General features: G+C 36.7%; 18 protein-coding genes. 1 reads left to right on the top strand and 17 read right to left on the bottom strand.

What is annotated here, in order from left to right; translation table 11 throughout:
- Window positions 1-191 precede the first annotated feature (191 nt).
- The 7 genes from LAV82_RS29720 to metG all read right to left on the bottom strand — a co-directional run bounded on the left by LAV82_RS29720 (window position 192) and on the right by metG (window position 6,497).
- Window positions 192-362 (bottom strand): small, acid-soluble spore protein, alpha/beta type, encoded by a 171-nt coding sequence (locus LAV82_RS29720; protein WP_013054860.1) that lies wholly within the window; start codon window positions 360-362, stop codon window positions 192-194.
- Between the two features lie 194 nt (window positions 363-556).
- Window positions 557-790 (bottom strand): biofilm formation stimulator Veg, encoded by a 234-nt coding sequence (gene veg, locus LAV82_RS29715; RefSeq protein ID WP_013054859.1) that lies wholly within the window; start codon window positions 788-790, stop codon window positions 557-559.
- A 273-nt stretch (window positions 791-1,063) separates the two neighbouring features.
- A complete protein-coding gene (yabG, locus tag LAV82_RS29710; protein WP_013054857.1) occupies window positions 1,064-1,936 on the bottom strand; it encodes a sporulation peptidase YabG in 873 nt (290 codons plus the stop codon).
- Between the two features lie 77 nt (window positions 1,937-2,013).
- Window positions 2,014-2,892 (bottom strand): 16S rRNA (adenine(1518)-N(6)/adenine(1519)-N(6))-dimethyltransferase RsmA, encoded by an 879-nt coding sequence (gene rsmA, locus LAV82_RS29705; protein WP_013054856.1) that lies wholly within the window; start codon window positions 2,890-2,892, stop codon window positions 2,014-2,016.
- A complete protein-coding gene (gene rnmV, locus LAV82_RS29700) occupies window positions 2,886-3,449 on the bottom strand; it encodes a ribonuclease M5 (protein WP_013054855.1) in 564 nt (187 codons plus the stop codon). The genes rsmA and rnmV overlap by 7 nt, the downstream gene beginning before the upstream one ends.
- Window positions 3,450-3,672: 223 nt before the next feature.
- Window positions 3,673-4,443, bottom strand: a complete 771-nt coding sequence (locus LAV82_RS29695; RefSeq protein ID WP_013054854.1) for a TatD family hydrolase — start codon at window positions 4,441-4,443, stop codon at window positions 3,673-3,675.
- A gap of 71 nt (window positions 4,444-4,514) precedes the next feature.
- Window positions 4,515-6,497, bottom strand: a complete 1,983-nt coding sequence (gene metG, locus LAV82_RS29690) for a methionine--tRNA ligase (protein ID WP_211079545.1) — start codon at window positions 6,495-6,497, stop codon at window positions 4,515-4,517.
- Window positions 6,498-7,062: 565 nt separating this feature from the next.
- On the opposite strand from metG, the gene abrB reads away from it, so the two are divergent.
- On the top strand, window positions 7,063-7,353 hold the full coding sequence (gene abrB / locus LAV82_RS29685) for a transition state genes transcriptional regulator AbrB (RefSeq protein WP_170836841.1): 291 nt from the start codon (window positions 7,063-7,065) through the stop codon (window positions 7,351-7,353).
- A 32-nt stretch (window positions 7,354-7,385) separates the two neighbouring features.
- Here the strand turns inward: abrB and rsmI are convergent, their stop codons facing one another.
- The 10 genes from rsmI to LAV82_RS29635 form a co-directional block, all read right to left on the bottom strand.
- Complete coding sequence (gene rsmI / locus LAV82_RS29680; protein ID WP_499717513.1) at window positions 7,386-8,258, bottom strand: 16S rRNA (cytidine(1402)-2'-O)-methyltransferase; 873 nt, start codon at window positions 8,256-8,258, stop codon at window positions 7,386-7,388.
- Window positions 8,236-8,523, bottom strand: a complete 288-nt coding sequence (locus tag LAV82_RS29675; RefSeq protein WP_013054850.1) for a GIY-YIG nuclease family protein — start codon at window positions 8,521-8,523, stop codon at window positions 8,236-8,238. Before LAV82_RS29675 ends, rsmI begins: the two co-directional genes overlap by 23 nt.
- Window positions 8,510-9,256 carry a tRNA1(Val) (adenine(37)-N6)-methyltransferase gene (locus tag LAV82_RS29670; protein ID WP_499717512.1) on the bottom strand — a complete coding sequence of 249 codons (747 nt, stop codon included), beginning with the start codon at window positions 9,254-9,256 and terminating at the stop codon, window positions 8,510-8,512. Before LAV82_RS29670 ends, LAV82_RS29675 begins: the two co-directional genes overlap by 14 nt.
- A 78-nt stretch (window positions 9,257-9,334) precedes the next feature.
- Window positions 9,335-9,700: a DNA replication initiation control protein YabA gene (gene yabA, locus LAV82_RS29665; protein WP_013054848.1), complete on the bottom strand. Its 366-nt coding sequence runs from the start codon at window positions 9,698-9,700 to the stop codon at window positions 9,335-9,337.
- 14 nt (window positions 9,701-9,714) lie between these two features.
- Window positions 9,715-10,542, bottom strand: a complete 828-nt coding sequence (locus LAV82_RS29660; RefSeq protein ID WP_013054847.1) for a PSP1 domain-containing protein — start codon at window positions 10,540-10,542, stop codon at window positions 9,715-9,717.
- A gap of 4 nt (window positions 10,543-10,546) precedes the next feature.
- Entirely contained in the window at window positions 10,547-11,539 is a 993-nt protein-coding gene (holB, locus tag LAV82_RS29655) for a DNA polymerase III subunit delta' (RefSeq protein ID WP_499717511.1), read from the bottom strand.
- A gap of 33 nt (window positions 11,540-11,572) precedes the next feature.
- Complete coding sequence (gene darA / locus LAV82_RS29650; protein ID WP_211079543.1) at window positions 11,573-11,902, bottom strand: cyclic di-AMP receptor DarA; 330 nt, start codon at window positions 11,900-11,902, stop codon at window positions 11,573-11,575.
- 63 nt (window positions 11,903-11,965) lie between these two features.
- Entirely contained in the window at window positions 11,966-12,592 is a 627-nt protein-coding gene (gene tmk / locus LAV82_RS29645) for a dTMP kinase (protein ID WP_013054844.1), read from the bottom strand.
- A gap of 16 nt (window positions 12,593-12,608) precedes the next feature.
- Window positions 12,609-14,033 (bottom strand): aminotransferase class I/II-fold pyridoxal phosphate-dependent enzyme, encoded by a 1,425-nt coding sequence (locus tag LAV82_RS29640; RefSeq protein ID WP_211079542.1) that lies wholly within the window; start codon window positions 14,031-14,033, stop codon window positions 12,609-12,611.
- A 158-nt stretch (window positions 14,034-14,191) separates the two neighbouring features.
- The gene (locus LAV82_RS29635) at window positions 14,192-14,374 is read right to left on the bottom strand and encodes a sigma factor G inhibitor Gin (protein WP_013054842.1); all 183 of its coding nucleotides are present in this window, start codon (window positions 14,372-14,374) and stop codon (window positions 14,192-14,194) included.
- Between the last annotated feature and the right edge of the window lie 177 nt (window positions 14,375-14,551).

Raw genomic sequence — 14,551 nt, 5'->3', positions numbered from 1 at the left:
CACCTACTTCATCTTATCGAGTTTAACGCTATTTTATCATAAAATGAACAAGATATAGCTGTTCATTTAAACATCTTTGTTTAATCCTCTGTTTTATCTTTCATTTTGGGACAAAAAAACCGAAGCGGTTATACACTTCGGTTTTCCTCATTTCACTTTAAATAGTCGTATAAGCATTGATTTTCACTATGCTATTGCTTTAGCTGCTGCTGTGCAAGCTCTACAGCTCGCTTCACCATATTGCCTGCGTCTTTTGCCCGAATAGCGCCCCAGCCTTCTGCTTGTACAGTATCGTAAAAACCAAGTTCTTTAGCCAGTTCTTCTTTCAGCTTCGATGACATAATTCCTCTACGCCTTGACATTGCACATGGCTCCTTTACGTATAAAATGAAATTTCAACCTGAATCTCCTCGCTCTTTTACATAAGAAACGCGAGGACGATATGTATAGTATGTATAAAAAATAATGCATATATAATTTGAAAAAAAGACCAATAAAAAAGCAGTAAACCAATGTCCACTGCTCATCACCACTTGCTATATTGCCTATGTCATTCTTAGAAAAATTTTAGTTGCACTGTTTCCGTTAACACATCTGCGTAACTATACGAAACGCGCTCCAAAGAGTTTTCCTCTTGATCTAATTCAACGATAAAAACAGATGGGTACGTTTCTGTTAATACACCTGAACGTTCTACTGTTTTTCTACGACCACCGTTTGCTTTTAAAGTTAATCGTTGGCCTAGGTGCAAATCCAGCGCTTGCTTAATATCAGACAAAGTTTTCGCCATATTGGTCCACCTCACTATGTATAGTGTAACACATGTTAGAAAAATAGTCAAAAACATAAAATTATAACAATCTATCTCTAATTGTGTCAATAAATAATTTTCAACATGAATCTACATTTCGCTGTTAGTATGCTCGTTTTTCAACGAAATATGTATATCTTTAGCAAATATTGAAAATGATTTTGTATAATTAAGCGTATACTTTGGCTTCATACGAAAAAACAACTGGTTGCACATCATGCGTGTACATGCTGTAACCAGTTGTTTTTATTTCTACTCATCGCTTTCATAAGGCATGCCCGTGCGAAGCAGCCCTTTTGTTTCTACTCCTCCTAAACCTTTAGCACCCGTTAATGTATTACGTAAGACGTCCCATACATTAATACGATCCGTGAAAGGAGTAAAACTTAGTTTTGCTACTACATACACAGGGTCAAGCGCATGAATATTTACACGTGAAGGTGAACTAGCAAAGTTTGCTCCAGCTTGAATCAATAATTCAAAATGCGATTGACAGGCACCTGCAAAAATCACCAGCTGATCTAAATTACCAACTCTTTTTCTTGCTTCTTGGACTGTTTGAATATAGTGCTTGGAATGTCTATAAGCAAGGAGATCATCTTTATTTCCTTTTCCTTTGGAATAGGCATCATGGCCTGTCAGCACCAGAATATCGGGTCTTACATCCTCAATTAGCTTTCCAACTTTCTCCGGCATTTCTGGCTCGACGCAATGAACACCATAAACAGGAACACCAATTTTTTCGTAAACCAACAAACATTTACGTAAATAATTAGGGTCTCCGTCTACGTGCAGGACCTTTCCTGGAATTTGAAATAAGCGATGTGAATGGCTGTATCCATTTGTCATGCTATATTCAGTTTTCTCTCGAACGAGCCGATAATCCTGTTGAATAAGCTCCAAAGATCTTTCTAAAAGTTCTTCTTCTTGTTTTTTTCTTTGATCCTGTTCTTTAGCATCCACAACCTCTAGATCTGTACAAGGAGCGTCGGCGATCAACCGAACGTCTTCCCCTATTAAAGTCGCATATTTCCCCGCTTCGCTGTCATTAATAGCTATAACACGAAAAAGCAAATCTCTTTGATAAGAAGGTCGTGTAACTATATCACCAATTTTGATGTTCATATGCTTCACTCCGTCTTTGCTACTTCAAAAATAAATTCTCTTCATAGCCTATGACTTCATGATAAAAATGTGATGATTTAGCGAAATGATTTTAAAAGTTGATCACTTAGTTTTCCAAATTCTTGAATAGATAAAGTTTCGCCTCTTCGTTTCGGATCAATTTCAGCAGTTGAAAGTGCTTGCTCAATGTCCGCTTTTTTCTGCTTACCATTTGGCAAGTTGTTCACTAGATTGTTTAAAATTGTTTTTCGACGCTGTCCAAAACTTGCTCGTACAACTTGGAAGAAGAATGCTTCATCCTGTACTTCTACCGCGGGCTTTGGTCTTCTCAACAATCGAATAACAGCTGAATCTACATTAGGCTGCGGATTAAACACTGTTTTAGGCACGATCATAACCGTCTCAGCCTCTGTATAGTATTGAATCGCAATAGAAAGTGAACCGTACTCTTTTGTTCCCGGTTTAGCTGCTATACGGTCGGCAACTTCTTTTTGAAGCATAACGACGATTCCACGTACCGGAATTTGCTCTTCTAATAATTTCATCAAAATGGGTGTCGTCACGTAATACGGTAAATTCGCAACGACCATTAAATCTTCTATGTTTTCAAATTCTTGTTCGAGCGTCCCTTTTAAATCCGCTTTTAACACATCTTGATGAATAACTTTTGCATTTGAGTAAGGAGAAAGAGTATCAGCTAAAATCGGAAGCAAACGCTGATCGATTTCAAATGCCAGCACTTTTTTTGCGCGCTTTGCTAGCTGTTCAGTTAAGGCACCGATACCAGGTCCAATTTCAATAGCTCCCGTTTCTTCTGTTATTTCCGCATGATCAACAATACGATGTAAAATGTTCGTATCAATTAAAAAATTTTGTCCCAAACTCTTTTTAAATGTAAAACCGTATTTCTTTAAAATTTCCTTGGTTCGATTAGGCGTTGCAATATCTTTTAACACGATCCCTTTTCCTCCTTATTTATCTGCTCAACAGCTCTGATAAAGTCCTCTTTTGAAATTTGGAACATCTGTAATCGTTTATGGAGCTGCTTTCCGTTGGCATAACCAATTTTTAATAACTTCCCTATTCTTTCACGTCGAGACTTGGCTTTACTATCTCCTATCAAACGAGCTACGATTAAATCCTCTTGAGAAATCTCCATAGCTGCCCCCATCCACTCTTGCTTCACATCTTCTAGTGCTTTTTGAATAGATGCAATAGAAGCATGTTCAACTCCAATACCTTTGCCATTTTTAGGGCGAGCCTCTTCTTTATCTAAGAATGCATGTTTACATCCGGGAACACGTTCTGAAACAATATTTCGAATTCGCTGTCCTGGATAATCTGGATCTGTAAAAATAATCACGCCTCTTGTTTTTTGAGCTAATTTTACTTTCTCAATGGTTTCTTCATTTACAGCTGATCCATTTGTCTCGATGGTATCCGCATCCACTGCACGTTTAATCGCTACAGTGTCATCTCGGCCTTCTACTACAATAATTTCTTTAATCTTCATTGCTTCCTCCAAAACATTCAGTTTTGTTCATTTGCTTTTCAGTAAAAATGAAATGCTCGTTACGCACATCATTTTTCTTCTATGAAATCAACGTTTTATCTTATTATCAACTAAATTAAAAAACATCTACCTGTTATTTTAACTGAAAAAGGCAGAGGATAACATTCTCCTCTGCGCCTATCTTTACTTTAACACGAAAATGATTGTTATATGAGAAAAAGTTTTAATCATTAATGCCAAATAGCTTTTTGGCGTTAGCTGTTGTAATAGCAGCTAATTCTTCATACGTTATACCTTTTAACTCTGCAATTTGCTCTGCTACGTATGAAACATAACCAGGTTCATTGCGCTTGCCGCGGAATGGATGAGGAGTTAGATAAGGACAGTCTGTTTCAATTAATAGTTTGTCTAAAGGAAGCTCTGTAGCAACTTCTTTTGGCTTTTTCGCATTTTTAAAAGTAACAGGTCCGCCAAAAGAAATATACATATTCATATCCATACACTGCTTCGCTACTTCAATACTGCCCGTGAAGCAATGCATAATCCCGCCTACTTCTTCTACGTGCTCTTCTTTTAAAATGGTTACCACGTCTTCCGTTGCATCACGATTATGAATAATGATAGGTAAATTCACTTTGCGAGCTAAGCGAATTTGACGGCGAAATACGTCTTTTTGAACTTCTTTAGGTGATTTATCCCAATGGTAGTCTAATCCCATTTCTCCTAAAGCAACAACTTTCGGATGCTGAGCTAACTCTTCAATCCAAGCTAAGTGCTCATCCGTCATATCAACTGCATCTACTGGATGCCATCCTACACTAGCATAGATAAAGTCATACGTTTCAGCTATTTGAATAGCCTTTTTGATGGTAGGTTCATCGAATCCAACAACTACCATGTTTTGAACACCTTTTTCTAACGCACGATTAATTACTTCTTGCAAATCATCTTCATACTGTTCTGCGTTTAAATGAACATGTGTATCAAATAACATCTAATCGATCCTTTCCATGAATAAAAGGGGGTCCTCGCATGTTACACGTGAAACACCCCTTTTACCTATACTTATTTTATCTTCGTGCCGTTTGCTAAGTTTTGATCTACGCTTGCTAGTGAAAGACCATTCTCATCTTCCCCCGCTAAAATCATTCCTTGTGATAGTTCACCGCGCAGTTTCACAGGTTTTAAGTTGGTTACACAAATTACTTTTCGACCTACTAATTCTTCAGGCTTATAAAACTTGGCAATACCTGATACAACCTGGCGTTTTTCATAGCCAAGATCAAGCTGCAGCTTTAATAGTTTATCTGCCTTTTTAACTGGTTCTACTTCCGTAACTTGCGCTACACGAAGCTCTACTTTCATGAAATCATCAATCATAATCTCTTCAGAAGGCTCTTCCTTCACAACAGGTTTTTCTTCCTTTGGAGCACTCCCTTGCATCTGCTCTTTAATAAACGCTACCTCTTCTTCTCGATCTAGACGAGGGAACATTGGCTCACCTTTTTCTACTTTTGTGCCTTCTTTAAGCATATTAAAACGCGTCGTGCTTTCCCACGTTTTTAATACATCTTCTTTTACACCAATCTGAGCAAAAATTTTCTCAGGCGTACGCGTTAAGAATGGCTGCAGTAATACCGCAATGTGACGAATTGATTCAGCTAGATGTGTCATAACGGAAGCAAGTTCTGCACGCTTATTCTCATCTTTTGCTAACGCCCAAGGCTGCGTTTCATCAATGTATTTATTCGTGCGGCTTACATATTGCCAGATAGAAGCAAGAGCCACTGAAAACTCCATATCTTCCATCGCTTCTTCATATTTATTCACTGTATCTTTTTGAGCTTGGACGATAAGTGCATCAAACTCTGTTACATTGCCTTCATAAGTCGGAATAACACCATCAAAATACTTATTGATCATCGCCACTGTACGATTAACTAGGTTGCCAAGATCATTTGCTAAGTCAAAGTTAATACGTTCAACAAACGCTTCTGGTGTGAATACACCGTCTGAACCGAATGGAACTTCACGAAGTAAGTAGTAACGAAGGGCATCTAATCCATAGCGGTCAATCAATGTCACTGGGTCTACTACATTCCCTTTTGACTTCGACATTTTTCCATCTTTCATTAATAACCAGCCGTGAGCAAATACTTTCTTAGGAAGTGGCAAATCAAGTGCCATCAACATGATTGGCCAATAAATAGTATGGAAACGTACGATTTCTTTTCCTACTAAATGTACGTTAGCCGGCCAATATTTTCGATAGTTTTCATCGTTCTCTGTATCATACCCAAGAGAGGTGATATAGTTAGAAAGCGCATCAATCCATACGTAAATAACGTGTTTTGGGTTACCTGGAACTTTTACCCCCCAATCAAACGTCGTGCGAGAAACAGCTAAGTCTTCAAGGCCAGGCTTAATAAAATTATTGATCATTTCGTTTTTACGGGACTCTGGTTGAATAAATGAAGGGTTTTCTTCATAAAAAGCTAGTAAACGATCTACGTATTTCCCCATTTTAAAGAAATAGGACTCTTCTCGAACGAGCTCTACAGGGTGTCCGCTATCCGGGCTTTTTCCGCCTACAACTTTTCCATTTTCAACGATTGGATCTACTAGCTGATGCTCTGTATAGTACGTCTCATCGGGAACTGAATACCAGCCTTCATATTCATCAAGATAAATATCACCTTGTTCTAAAAGGCGTGCGAAAATCTTTTCCACGATTTCTTTATGTCTTGGTTCCGTTGTACGGATAAAATCATCATACGAAATATCCATCTTATCCCACAGCTCTTTGATTCCAGATACAATATCATCTACGTATTGCTGAGGTGTCACGTTTTTCTCTTCTGCTTTTCGCTGAATTTTTTGACCATGTTCATCTGTACCTGTTAAATAACGTACGTCAAACCCTCTCAAACGTTTATAACGAGCCATTGCATCTCCCGCTACCGTCGTGTATGCATGCCCTATATGTAATTTACCACTCGGATAATAAATCGGCGTAGTAATATAAAATGTATTATTTCCATCTGCCATGTTCATAACCTCCAACATTCCATTTCAACATTTTGATTTATATGTATGTAATCATATAAACCCTGTCTTCTTATTCTACTATCTATCATACTATTTTACATGATAATTTCAAAACATTCTCTTCCTATATACACGGGAATATGACTGATTCACTTCATTTTTAAATAATCGTTATTTTTCCAAAAAATAATCCTGTTAATTGTATCAGCTTCGCCCTATTTTTATATAAAATATACCCTCATTCAAAAAGTCACTTTGATGAAAACGACAAATAGGTCTAATTTTGTCGTTTTATGTCGAATTATATTTACCCTATCTTCAAAATAGTTAATATCAAGCTATTTAGACGATTAATCTTTTTTCCAATGAAACCCCTTGTCATTCCTTGACTGACGGTCACAATTAGCTTGTAAACAAGTCGAAAAAAATTTTTTTACCAGCTACATTTTTTTACATATAAAATGATTGACTAGTTTTGGAAACGCTGGTATTATGAAAGTACGTTGAAATTGTCGAATAATGACGAAAGTAATAACATAGAAAAATGATTACTGAGAGGAGAACGATGAACATGAAATCTACAGGTATTGTTCGTAAAGTTGATGAATTAGGACGCGTAGTAATTCCAATTGAATTACGTCGTACATTAGGAATTGCAGAGAAAGATGCTCTAGAAATCTATGTAGATGAAGAGCGCATCATCTTAAAAAAATACAAACCAAACATGACTTGCCAAGTAACAGGTGAAGTATCTGATGATAACATTCAACTTGCTAGCGGCAAATTAATTCTAAGCCGTGAAGGTGCAGAACAAATCATGAAAGAACTTCAAGATTCTTTACAAGCTTCTAAATAAAACGAAAAGCTGTCTATGATAGACAGCTTTTTTTAATGTACGTGATATTCACTATAAATGTCTCGCTTTGACACATCTCGGTCTTTTGCCACTTGCTTAATAGCTTCTTTGTTTGAAAGTCCTTCTTCTACATAGTGATCAACATGCTCGATAATGGTGAGCTGTTCCCACCATAGATTACTTTCATCTGGCGCTTCTTCATTTGTCCCTTCAAGAATTAAGCAGAATTCGCCTCTAATATCTGTGGCATTCGTCCATTCAATTGCTTCTAATACGCTTCCTCTTAAAAATTCTTCATAGCGTTTTGTTAACTCTCTACATAACACAATAGATCGGTTCCCTAAAATTTCTTCTATACTCTTTAGTGTTTCTTTTAATCGATGAGGGGCTTCATAAAATATCATGCTTTCCTTAATATACTGAAGCTCTTGAAGCTGTTCTTTACGCTGTTTTTTATTTCTGTTTAAAAATCCATAAAAATAAAACTGCCCTGTAGGTAGTCCCGAAGCAATTAAAGCTGTTAATGCTGCGTTAGGCCCCGGCAGCGGAACAACCGCATACCCTTTTTTAACGGCAGCTACCACTAACTCATAACCGGGATCTGAAATACAAGGCATGCCCGCGTCGCTTACTAAAGCAATATTTTTTTCACCGTCTAAGTCGCTTAACAGCTGTTCACTTTTTGTATGTTTATTATGTTCATGATAACTTGTAATAGGCGTATCGATCTCAAAGTGGTTACATAGTTTTTTCGTTTGTCTCGTATCTTCTGCGGCAATATAATCAACTTCTTTTAAAATTCGAATCGCACGAAATGTCATATCCTCTAAGTTTCCAATAGGAGTGGGAACTAAATATAAAACGCCTCGTTCATTTGATACATCATAGCTTTTTTGTGATTTCATTCTGCTTTTCTTGCTCCCTTCGAATGTAAGCCTGTTTTTGCACTCTGCTTAACTGTTTGAACCAATATTCTTTTTGCATAGCTTCTGTTTTAGAAGTAAACACCTCATGCCAAATTAGTGAAACAGGCCTTCTTGCTCTCGTATATTTTGCCCCTTTTCCTTCATTATGGACAGAAATACGTTTTTGCAAATTATTCGTGTAACCAGCGTAATACGTACAGTCCTTGCATTCAACTACATAAAAATAATGATTATTTTGTTCCATATAAAATCCTTTTTAATTCGTCCGTGTATTCATCATTATCTTGGTAGACCACAAGCGGAGGAAGAATCTTTAAATCTGGACTTCCATCCTTCGTACCTTCAATTAAAAGTGTATTTGCTTCTTTCCCATCTTTAGGATAGACAAACTGAAGTCTCTTTGGCTCTAAACGGTACTGCCTCATTAACGTAACGATATCTAATAGTCTTCCTGGACGGTGAACTAATGCCACTTTTCCGCCTTGCTTCACTAGTTGACTGCTGGCTCTAATCACATCTTCCAACGAACAATGAATTTCGTGGCGAGCGATTGCAAAGTGTTCGTTTTCATTTATCTCTTCTTTATTGGATGTGGTGAAATAAGGAGGATTACATGTTACAACATCATATTTTCCATAACCCAGTTCTTGAGGCGCATTTTTTAAATCGCCATGTATCATTTTAATCTGTCCGTCCAGCTGATTATACACAATACTTCTTTGCGCCATACTGTGTAGCCGCTCTTGAATTTCTACACCAATGATTTTTCCCTTTGTTCGTTTAGATAAAAACAGTGGGATTACACCGTTTCCTGAACATAAATCAACCAAGCTACCTTTACGAATTGGGACATAAGCAAAGTGAGATAAAAGCACAGCATCCAATGAAAAGGAAAAGACAGACGGACTTTGAATAATGCGCATCTCCTCATCGGCTAATAGATAATCTAAACGTTCATCTCCATATAACTCAACCATAGTCGTTCTTCTCCTTGTACATCTATTATTTATATCTTTCACTCATAAAAAGAACCTCTCCAAAAGGGAGAGGTGTTGTTACTTTTTATTTAAAAATGACAAGCAAAACAAACAGTCTCCATCTTTACGCACACTTCCATAATGAATGTTACAAATATGAAAACCCTCTTGGTAAAGGCGAGCCAAATTGTCATATCCTTCTCCGATATCAATTTGTTTTTGCTCTTTTGTTTGAGCGCTTGCTTTTGAATGTCTATTTTTCAGCTTCGTTTCGAAGTTTGTCTGGTCAAGGCGACGGCGCAAATGATCATTTTCTATTTGCAGGTGATGATTTTCTTCAATTAGCTCAGCAAGATGCTCTTTCAACTCACCTAACTGCTTATATAAATGACCAATTTGTTCCTCCATGTTTGTCACCGAATCAAAAATCTCTTTTTTATCCACCTTTGCCCACCTCGTTAATCTGTGGCTTGAAACGAAACAGCACCTTCATTATTGATCTCATCCAGAGTATACTCTAAAATTTGTTCGTGATCTGACAGTTCCACTTGAATAATTCTTTCCAAAATATTCAACCCCACTACACGTCCTGAACCATCTGAAGTTTTAATTGTTGAGCCTATATCAGGAAGCTGTTCTTTTGCCGTTTCATACTCATCATTTTCATATTTTAAACAACACATTAAACGTCCGCATAAACCAGAAATTTTCGTTGGATTAAGCGATAGGTTTTGGTCTTTGGCCATTTTAATAGAAACCGGCTCAAAATCACCTAAAAACGTTGAGCAACATAGCATACGTCCACAAGGACCTATCCCGCCCAACAGCTTTGCCTCGTCTCGTACACCGATTTGACGAAGCTCAATTCGCGTACGGAAAATAGCAGCTAAATCTTTAACTAACTCTCTAAAATCAATACGGCCGTCTGCTGTAAAATAAAAAATGACTTTATTACGATCAAACGTATATTCTACATCTACTAACTTCATATCTAAATCGTGTGATTGAATTTTTTGCACGCATACGTCATACGCTTCTCTAGCAGCTTGTTTATTTTCATCCACAATCAGCCTGTCTTTTTGTTCGGCAATGCGGATTACTTTTTTTAAAGGAAGTACGACATCATGTTCACTTACTTGCTTTTTATTAATAACCACTCTGCCAAATTCAACACCACGAACTGTTTCTACAATAACAAACTCACCATCTGGAATTGTAAGTTCTCCAGGGTCAAAATAATATATTTTTCCCGCTTTTTTAAAGCGAACGCCTACTACATCATACAAGCTTTTATCCCTCCTGCAAATCCAACACCAGCTGTTCCATTAATAACTGTAGATTCATATTTGAATTTAATTTATTTTTGGCCTTCAAGATAACCTCTAAGCGATAAATCGCTTTTTCCTGCGTTGTCTGAAGAGCTTGCTGTTTTAATTCTTCTATTTTATGACGATAGACGATTTTAGACTCTTGTCCAACTTGCAGCGTCAACAAATCACGATAAAGAAGCATCAATAAAGTTAAACCAATATGAGCTTGTTCTTTTTCTTTAAAATGTGTTACCCACTTTTCATGAATAAAAAGAAGAGTTTGTTGAGGTCTCGTTGTTAACACTTCATATAATTGTATCACTAACTTTATTGCAAGTCCAAACCATTCATCTTTACTTAATTCAATTGCTTCATCAATGCTGTTTGTTAAATTAGACAAGATGGACGCATCTACTGCCGAAAGGCCATTTTCTACTAGTTTTTCAGCTAACTGTTCTGGTGTAAGAGATCGAAATGATATTACTTGGCAACGTGAGATAATCGTATCTAATAAGCGCTGTATATTTTCTGTTAATAAAATTGCATAAGTTCCGTTGCCAGGCTCTTCTAAAAATTTCAGTAAACTATTTGCTGCGCTTACTGTCATTTTATCAACATGATTCACAATATATAACTTTTTATTAGATTCAACACCAGTTTTTGTGAATTCTGATTGCAAGAATTGAATTTGCTCTTTTTTAATCGATAGACCAGCTGGCTCAATCAAGTGAATATCTGGATGATTACCTGAATCAATTCGCCGGCAGTTACTGCACTCATGACATGGCCTATGATTAACTGGATTTTGGCAAAACAGCGCTTTAGCAAACAAAAAACTAATTTGTTTTTTACCTGTTCCTTTGCTTCCTTCAAATAAATAAGCATGAGCAACTCGCTCTTTAAGTAAGCTGTTTTGCAAAATCTTTAATACGTTCGGCTGAAGAGCTTCAAGCTGTTCCCATGTATTTCCCATTCAATCATCACTTTCTATTTAAAATCTTCTCTCTCAAAATTGATGAAATCGATCTACTGGTAGTACGAATACTGTAGCTCCGCCCACTTCAACTTCAACAGGATACGGAATGTATGAATCTGCATTACCGCCCATCGGTGCCACAGGAGAAATCATCTGTCTGCGGTTTTCACATTGGCCCTTAATAATATCAAGTACTTCATCTACTTTATGATCATCTGTACCAATCATAATTGTTGTATTCCCTGATTTTAAAAATCCGCCCGTACTTGATAATTTGGTTGAACGAAACCCTCTTTCTACAAGTGCATTTAAAAGCTTTGAGCTATCTGAATCTTGAATAACGGCCATTACTAATTTCATGAATAACACCTCATTTTACTTTTTTGTTAAGAATAGTATAGCAAGAATAACGATCATCTGTATTTATTTTAAAATCAATTTTATTTGTTTATAAGCTTCTTCACAGACTTTTTCAACGGATTGATTTGCATCAATTCGTCGAATACGCTCTGGAAATTCACTCAAAAGAGATAAATATCCATCTCGTACTTTGTAATGAAAGTCTAAGGATTCTAAATCTAATCGATTAATCTCATCTTTTCGACCATTATTAATTCTTTCTAACCCTACCTCAGGCTCAATATCAAAATATAAAGTGGCCTGTGGCATCGTTTGCTCAATAGCAAATTGATTGATAGCAAAAATATCTTCTACGCCTATACCCCGCGCATTTCCTTGATAAGCAAGTGAGCTATCAATAAAACGGTCACATAATACTATATTCCCTTTATTTAGCTCAGGAATCACTTTTTCCACAAGATGTTGTCTTCTAGCCGCAGCGTAAAGAAGTGCTTCGGTTCTGGCATCCATTTCCGTGTTAGATGGATTTAAGATGATTTCACGAATTTGTTCAGCAATTCGTATGCCTCCAGGCTCTCTTGTTAATACAATGGTATAGCCCTCTTGTATTAATTTTTGTTGAACCATATGGATGATGGTCGTCTTACCAGCACCCTCTGGCCCTTCGAATGTAATAAACGTTCCTGACATGTATAAATTCCTTTCTCTATTTAAATACTTCTATCTTTCCTTTTTCCATACAAGAGCCGCCTTGAATATGACCGTTTAACCTTTGAATATGCAAAATATAGTCAATATGATTGCTCGTAATCGTTTCTCCCTCCATTAAAATAGGAATTCCAGGAGGATATGGAATAACAGATTGTGCGCTTACACACCCAATCGCTTCTTCAAACGAACACATATGCTTTGATCTTAGTTTTCTTTCTTCCATAGACAGGAGAACGGTTGCTCTTGAAAAACGAAATGGTTTGATTAGTGGTTTTTCATATGACTTACGCTGTATATTCTCTACTGCTTGTCTAACCCGCTTAATTGTATCATTAAAATCCCAACTGCTGCTTAACGGTAGAACAAACAATACATAGTTAACGTCAGCTAGTTCTGTATAAATATTTTGCTTTTCCAGTTCCTTTTGCAAATGATATCCTGTTGCCGCCGAACAAGTCAACGTCATTTTCAAAAGGTCGGTAGCAGTTTGATCTGTTTCCACATCGATAGTTGAAAGTGTATCAATCTCATTAATTTTTTCAGCAAACGAATGAATATTGTCAGTCATTCTATCGATATCATGCTGTGTAAACTGCTGAAGATAATACCGTGCCAAATCGAGAGAAGCCATAATAGGGTATGAAGGACTGCTTGACTGCAGTACTTGTAGATAATGCCGCACGGCTTGCTTATTTACTAATGTTCCTTGCATATGTAAATAAGAACCCATTGTCATAGCTGGCAGCGTTTTATGTGCTGACTGAACGACAAGGTCGGCTCCATACGTAACAGCTGAAGAAGGAAAAGGATTGCCTAAAATAAAATGGGCTCCATGAGCTTCATCAATAATTATAGGAATATTGTAGCCATGAATAAAGTCAATGATCTCCTTTAAATCTCGCGCCACCCCGTAGTAAGTAGGATTTGTTAACACAAATGCTTTTATATCCTCAGAATGCTCTAAAGCCGCCTTAATTGTTTTAATGGATACACCTGTACTAAGATGTGTTTTTGAATCTATTTCAGGAGCTAAAAAAATAGGTGATGCCTTTGATAAAGCAATAGCATTAAAAATAGATTTATGAGAATCTCTTTGGACAGCAATTTTATCTCCTTCTTGACAAAGAGATAAAATTGCTGCGAGATTGCCTACAGTAGAACCATTAACTAAAAAAAAGCTTTCATCTACTCCATACAACTTTGCCGTTAACTCTTGTGCTTCTTTAATAACAGATTCTGCTTCATGTAAATCATCTAATCCGCTAATTTCTGTTAGATCGTATTGCAAAAAGTCTGCGTAAAAAGATTGAATATGTGAAGGTAGAATTTGACCATTTTTATGGCCGGGCACGTGATAAGAGAGTGACCTCTTTTCGCTGTGCCTTACTAAACAGTTATATAAAGGTAAATATGTATCCATACATCCATTCCTTACTTTTTGTAAATATAACATTGGTAACTTGATAAAAGAATATAATATGTAAGTATTTTTCCTATCAAAATTCATTTTTCTTTCATTATAACAAACTTAGATGATTTTTTTGAACCATATAAAGAAGCCCTTATAAAAAAGGGCTTTTAGTAAGAAAACGCTCCTGATATTCTCTTTAATTGATCTACTAACAATTGATAACGAAAATGCGATGAATCCACCTCTACAATCTCTACCTCGCAGTGTTGGCATATAAAGCTGGAAAACACCTCAATACCCTTTGTATGCTGTTCATGACAAACGGAACATGTTTTAATTTGTTTTTCCATTACTCTCCACCTCCACTAAATAAGTATCGACAAGATGCAACTTCTTTATGCAGTTCATTTAACCCATTTTATGTAGATAGCTTATACTCTGTGAATAATAAAAAAAGGACTAGCTAAAATAGCTAGTCCTTTTTCAGGTGCCTGGCAACGTCCTACTCTCACAGGGACAAAGTCCCA

Source organism: Bacillus sp. ILBB4, from assembly GCF_035064545.1.
In the GTDB taxonomy this organism is placed as follows: domain Bacteria; phylum Bacillota; class Bacilli; order Bacillales; family Bacillaceae_H; genus Priestia.
Note: the sequence above shows the minus strand (reverse complement) of the source record. Positions and strands in the feature narration are given on the sequence as shown.

What these genes read in the sequence shown, in the direction of transcription:
- LAV82_RS29720 (WP_013054860.1), bottom strand. Translation starts at nt 362, where the DNA reads ATGTCAAGGCGTAGAGGAATTATGTCATCGAAGCTGAAAGAAGAACTG.
- darA (WP_211079543.1), bottom strand. Translation starts at nt 11,902, where the DNA reads ATGAAATTAGTAATGGCCGTTATTCAAGATTCAGATAGCTCAAAGCTT.
- LAV82_RS29635 (WP_013054842.1), bottom strand. Translation starts at nt 14,374, where the DNA reads ATGGAAAAACAAATTAAAACATGTTCCGTTTGTCATGAACAGCATACA.
- LAV82_RS29675 (WP_013054850.1), bottom strand. Translation starts at nt 8,523, where the DNA reads ATGGAACAAAATAATCATTATTTTTATGTAGTTGAATGCAAGGACTGT.
- holB (WP_499717511.1), bottom strand. Translation starts at nt 11,539, where the DNA reads ATGGGAAATACATGGGAACAGCTTGAAGCTCTTCAGCCGAACGTATTA.
- rsmI (WP_499717513.1), bottom strand. Translation starts at nt 8,258, where the DNA reads ATGAAATCACAAAAAAGCTATGATGTATCAAATGAACGAGGCGTTTTA.
- LAV82_RS29670 (WP_499717512.1), bottom strand. Translation starts at nt 9,256, where the DNA reads ATGGTTGAGTTATATGGAGATGAACGTTTAGATTATCTATTAGCCGAT.
- abrB (WP_170836841.1), top strand. Translation starts at nt 7,063, where the DNA reads ATGAACATGAAATCTACAGGTATTGTTCGTAAAGTTGATGAATTAGGA.
- yabG (WP_013054857.1), bottom strand. Translation starts at nt 1,936, where the DNA reads ATGAACATCAAAATTGGTGATATAGTTACACGACCTTCTTATCAAAGA.
- rnmV (WP_013054855.1), bottom strand. Translation starts at nt 3,449, where the DNA reads ATGAAGATTAAAGAAATTATTGTAGTAGAAGGCCGAGATGACACTGTA.
- LAV82_RS29695 (WP_013054854.1), bottom strand. Translation starts at nt 4,443, where the DNA reads ATGTTATTTGATACACATGTTCATTTAAACGCAGAACAGTATGAAGAT.
- veg (WP_013054859.1), bottom strand. Translation starts at nt 790, where the DNA reads ATGGCGAAAACTTTGTCTGATATTAAGCAAGCGCTGGATTTGCACCTA.
- metG (WP_211079545.1), bottom strand. Translation starts at nt 6,497, where the DNA reads ATGGCAGATGGAAATAATACATTTTATATTACTACGCCGATTTATTAT.
- LAV82_RS29640 (WP_211079542.1), bottom strand. Translation starts at nt 14,033, where the DNA reads ATGGATACATATTTACCTTTATATAACTGTTTAGTAAGGCACAGCGAA.
- tmk (WP_013054844.1), bottom strand. Translation starts at nt 12,592, where the DNA reads ATGTCAGGAACGTTTATTACATTCGAAGGGCCAGAGGGTGCTGGTAAG.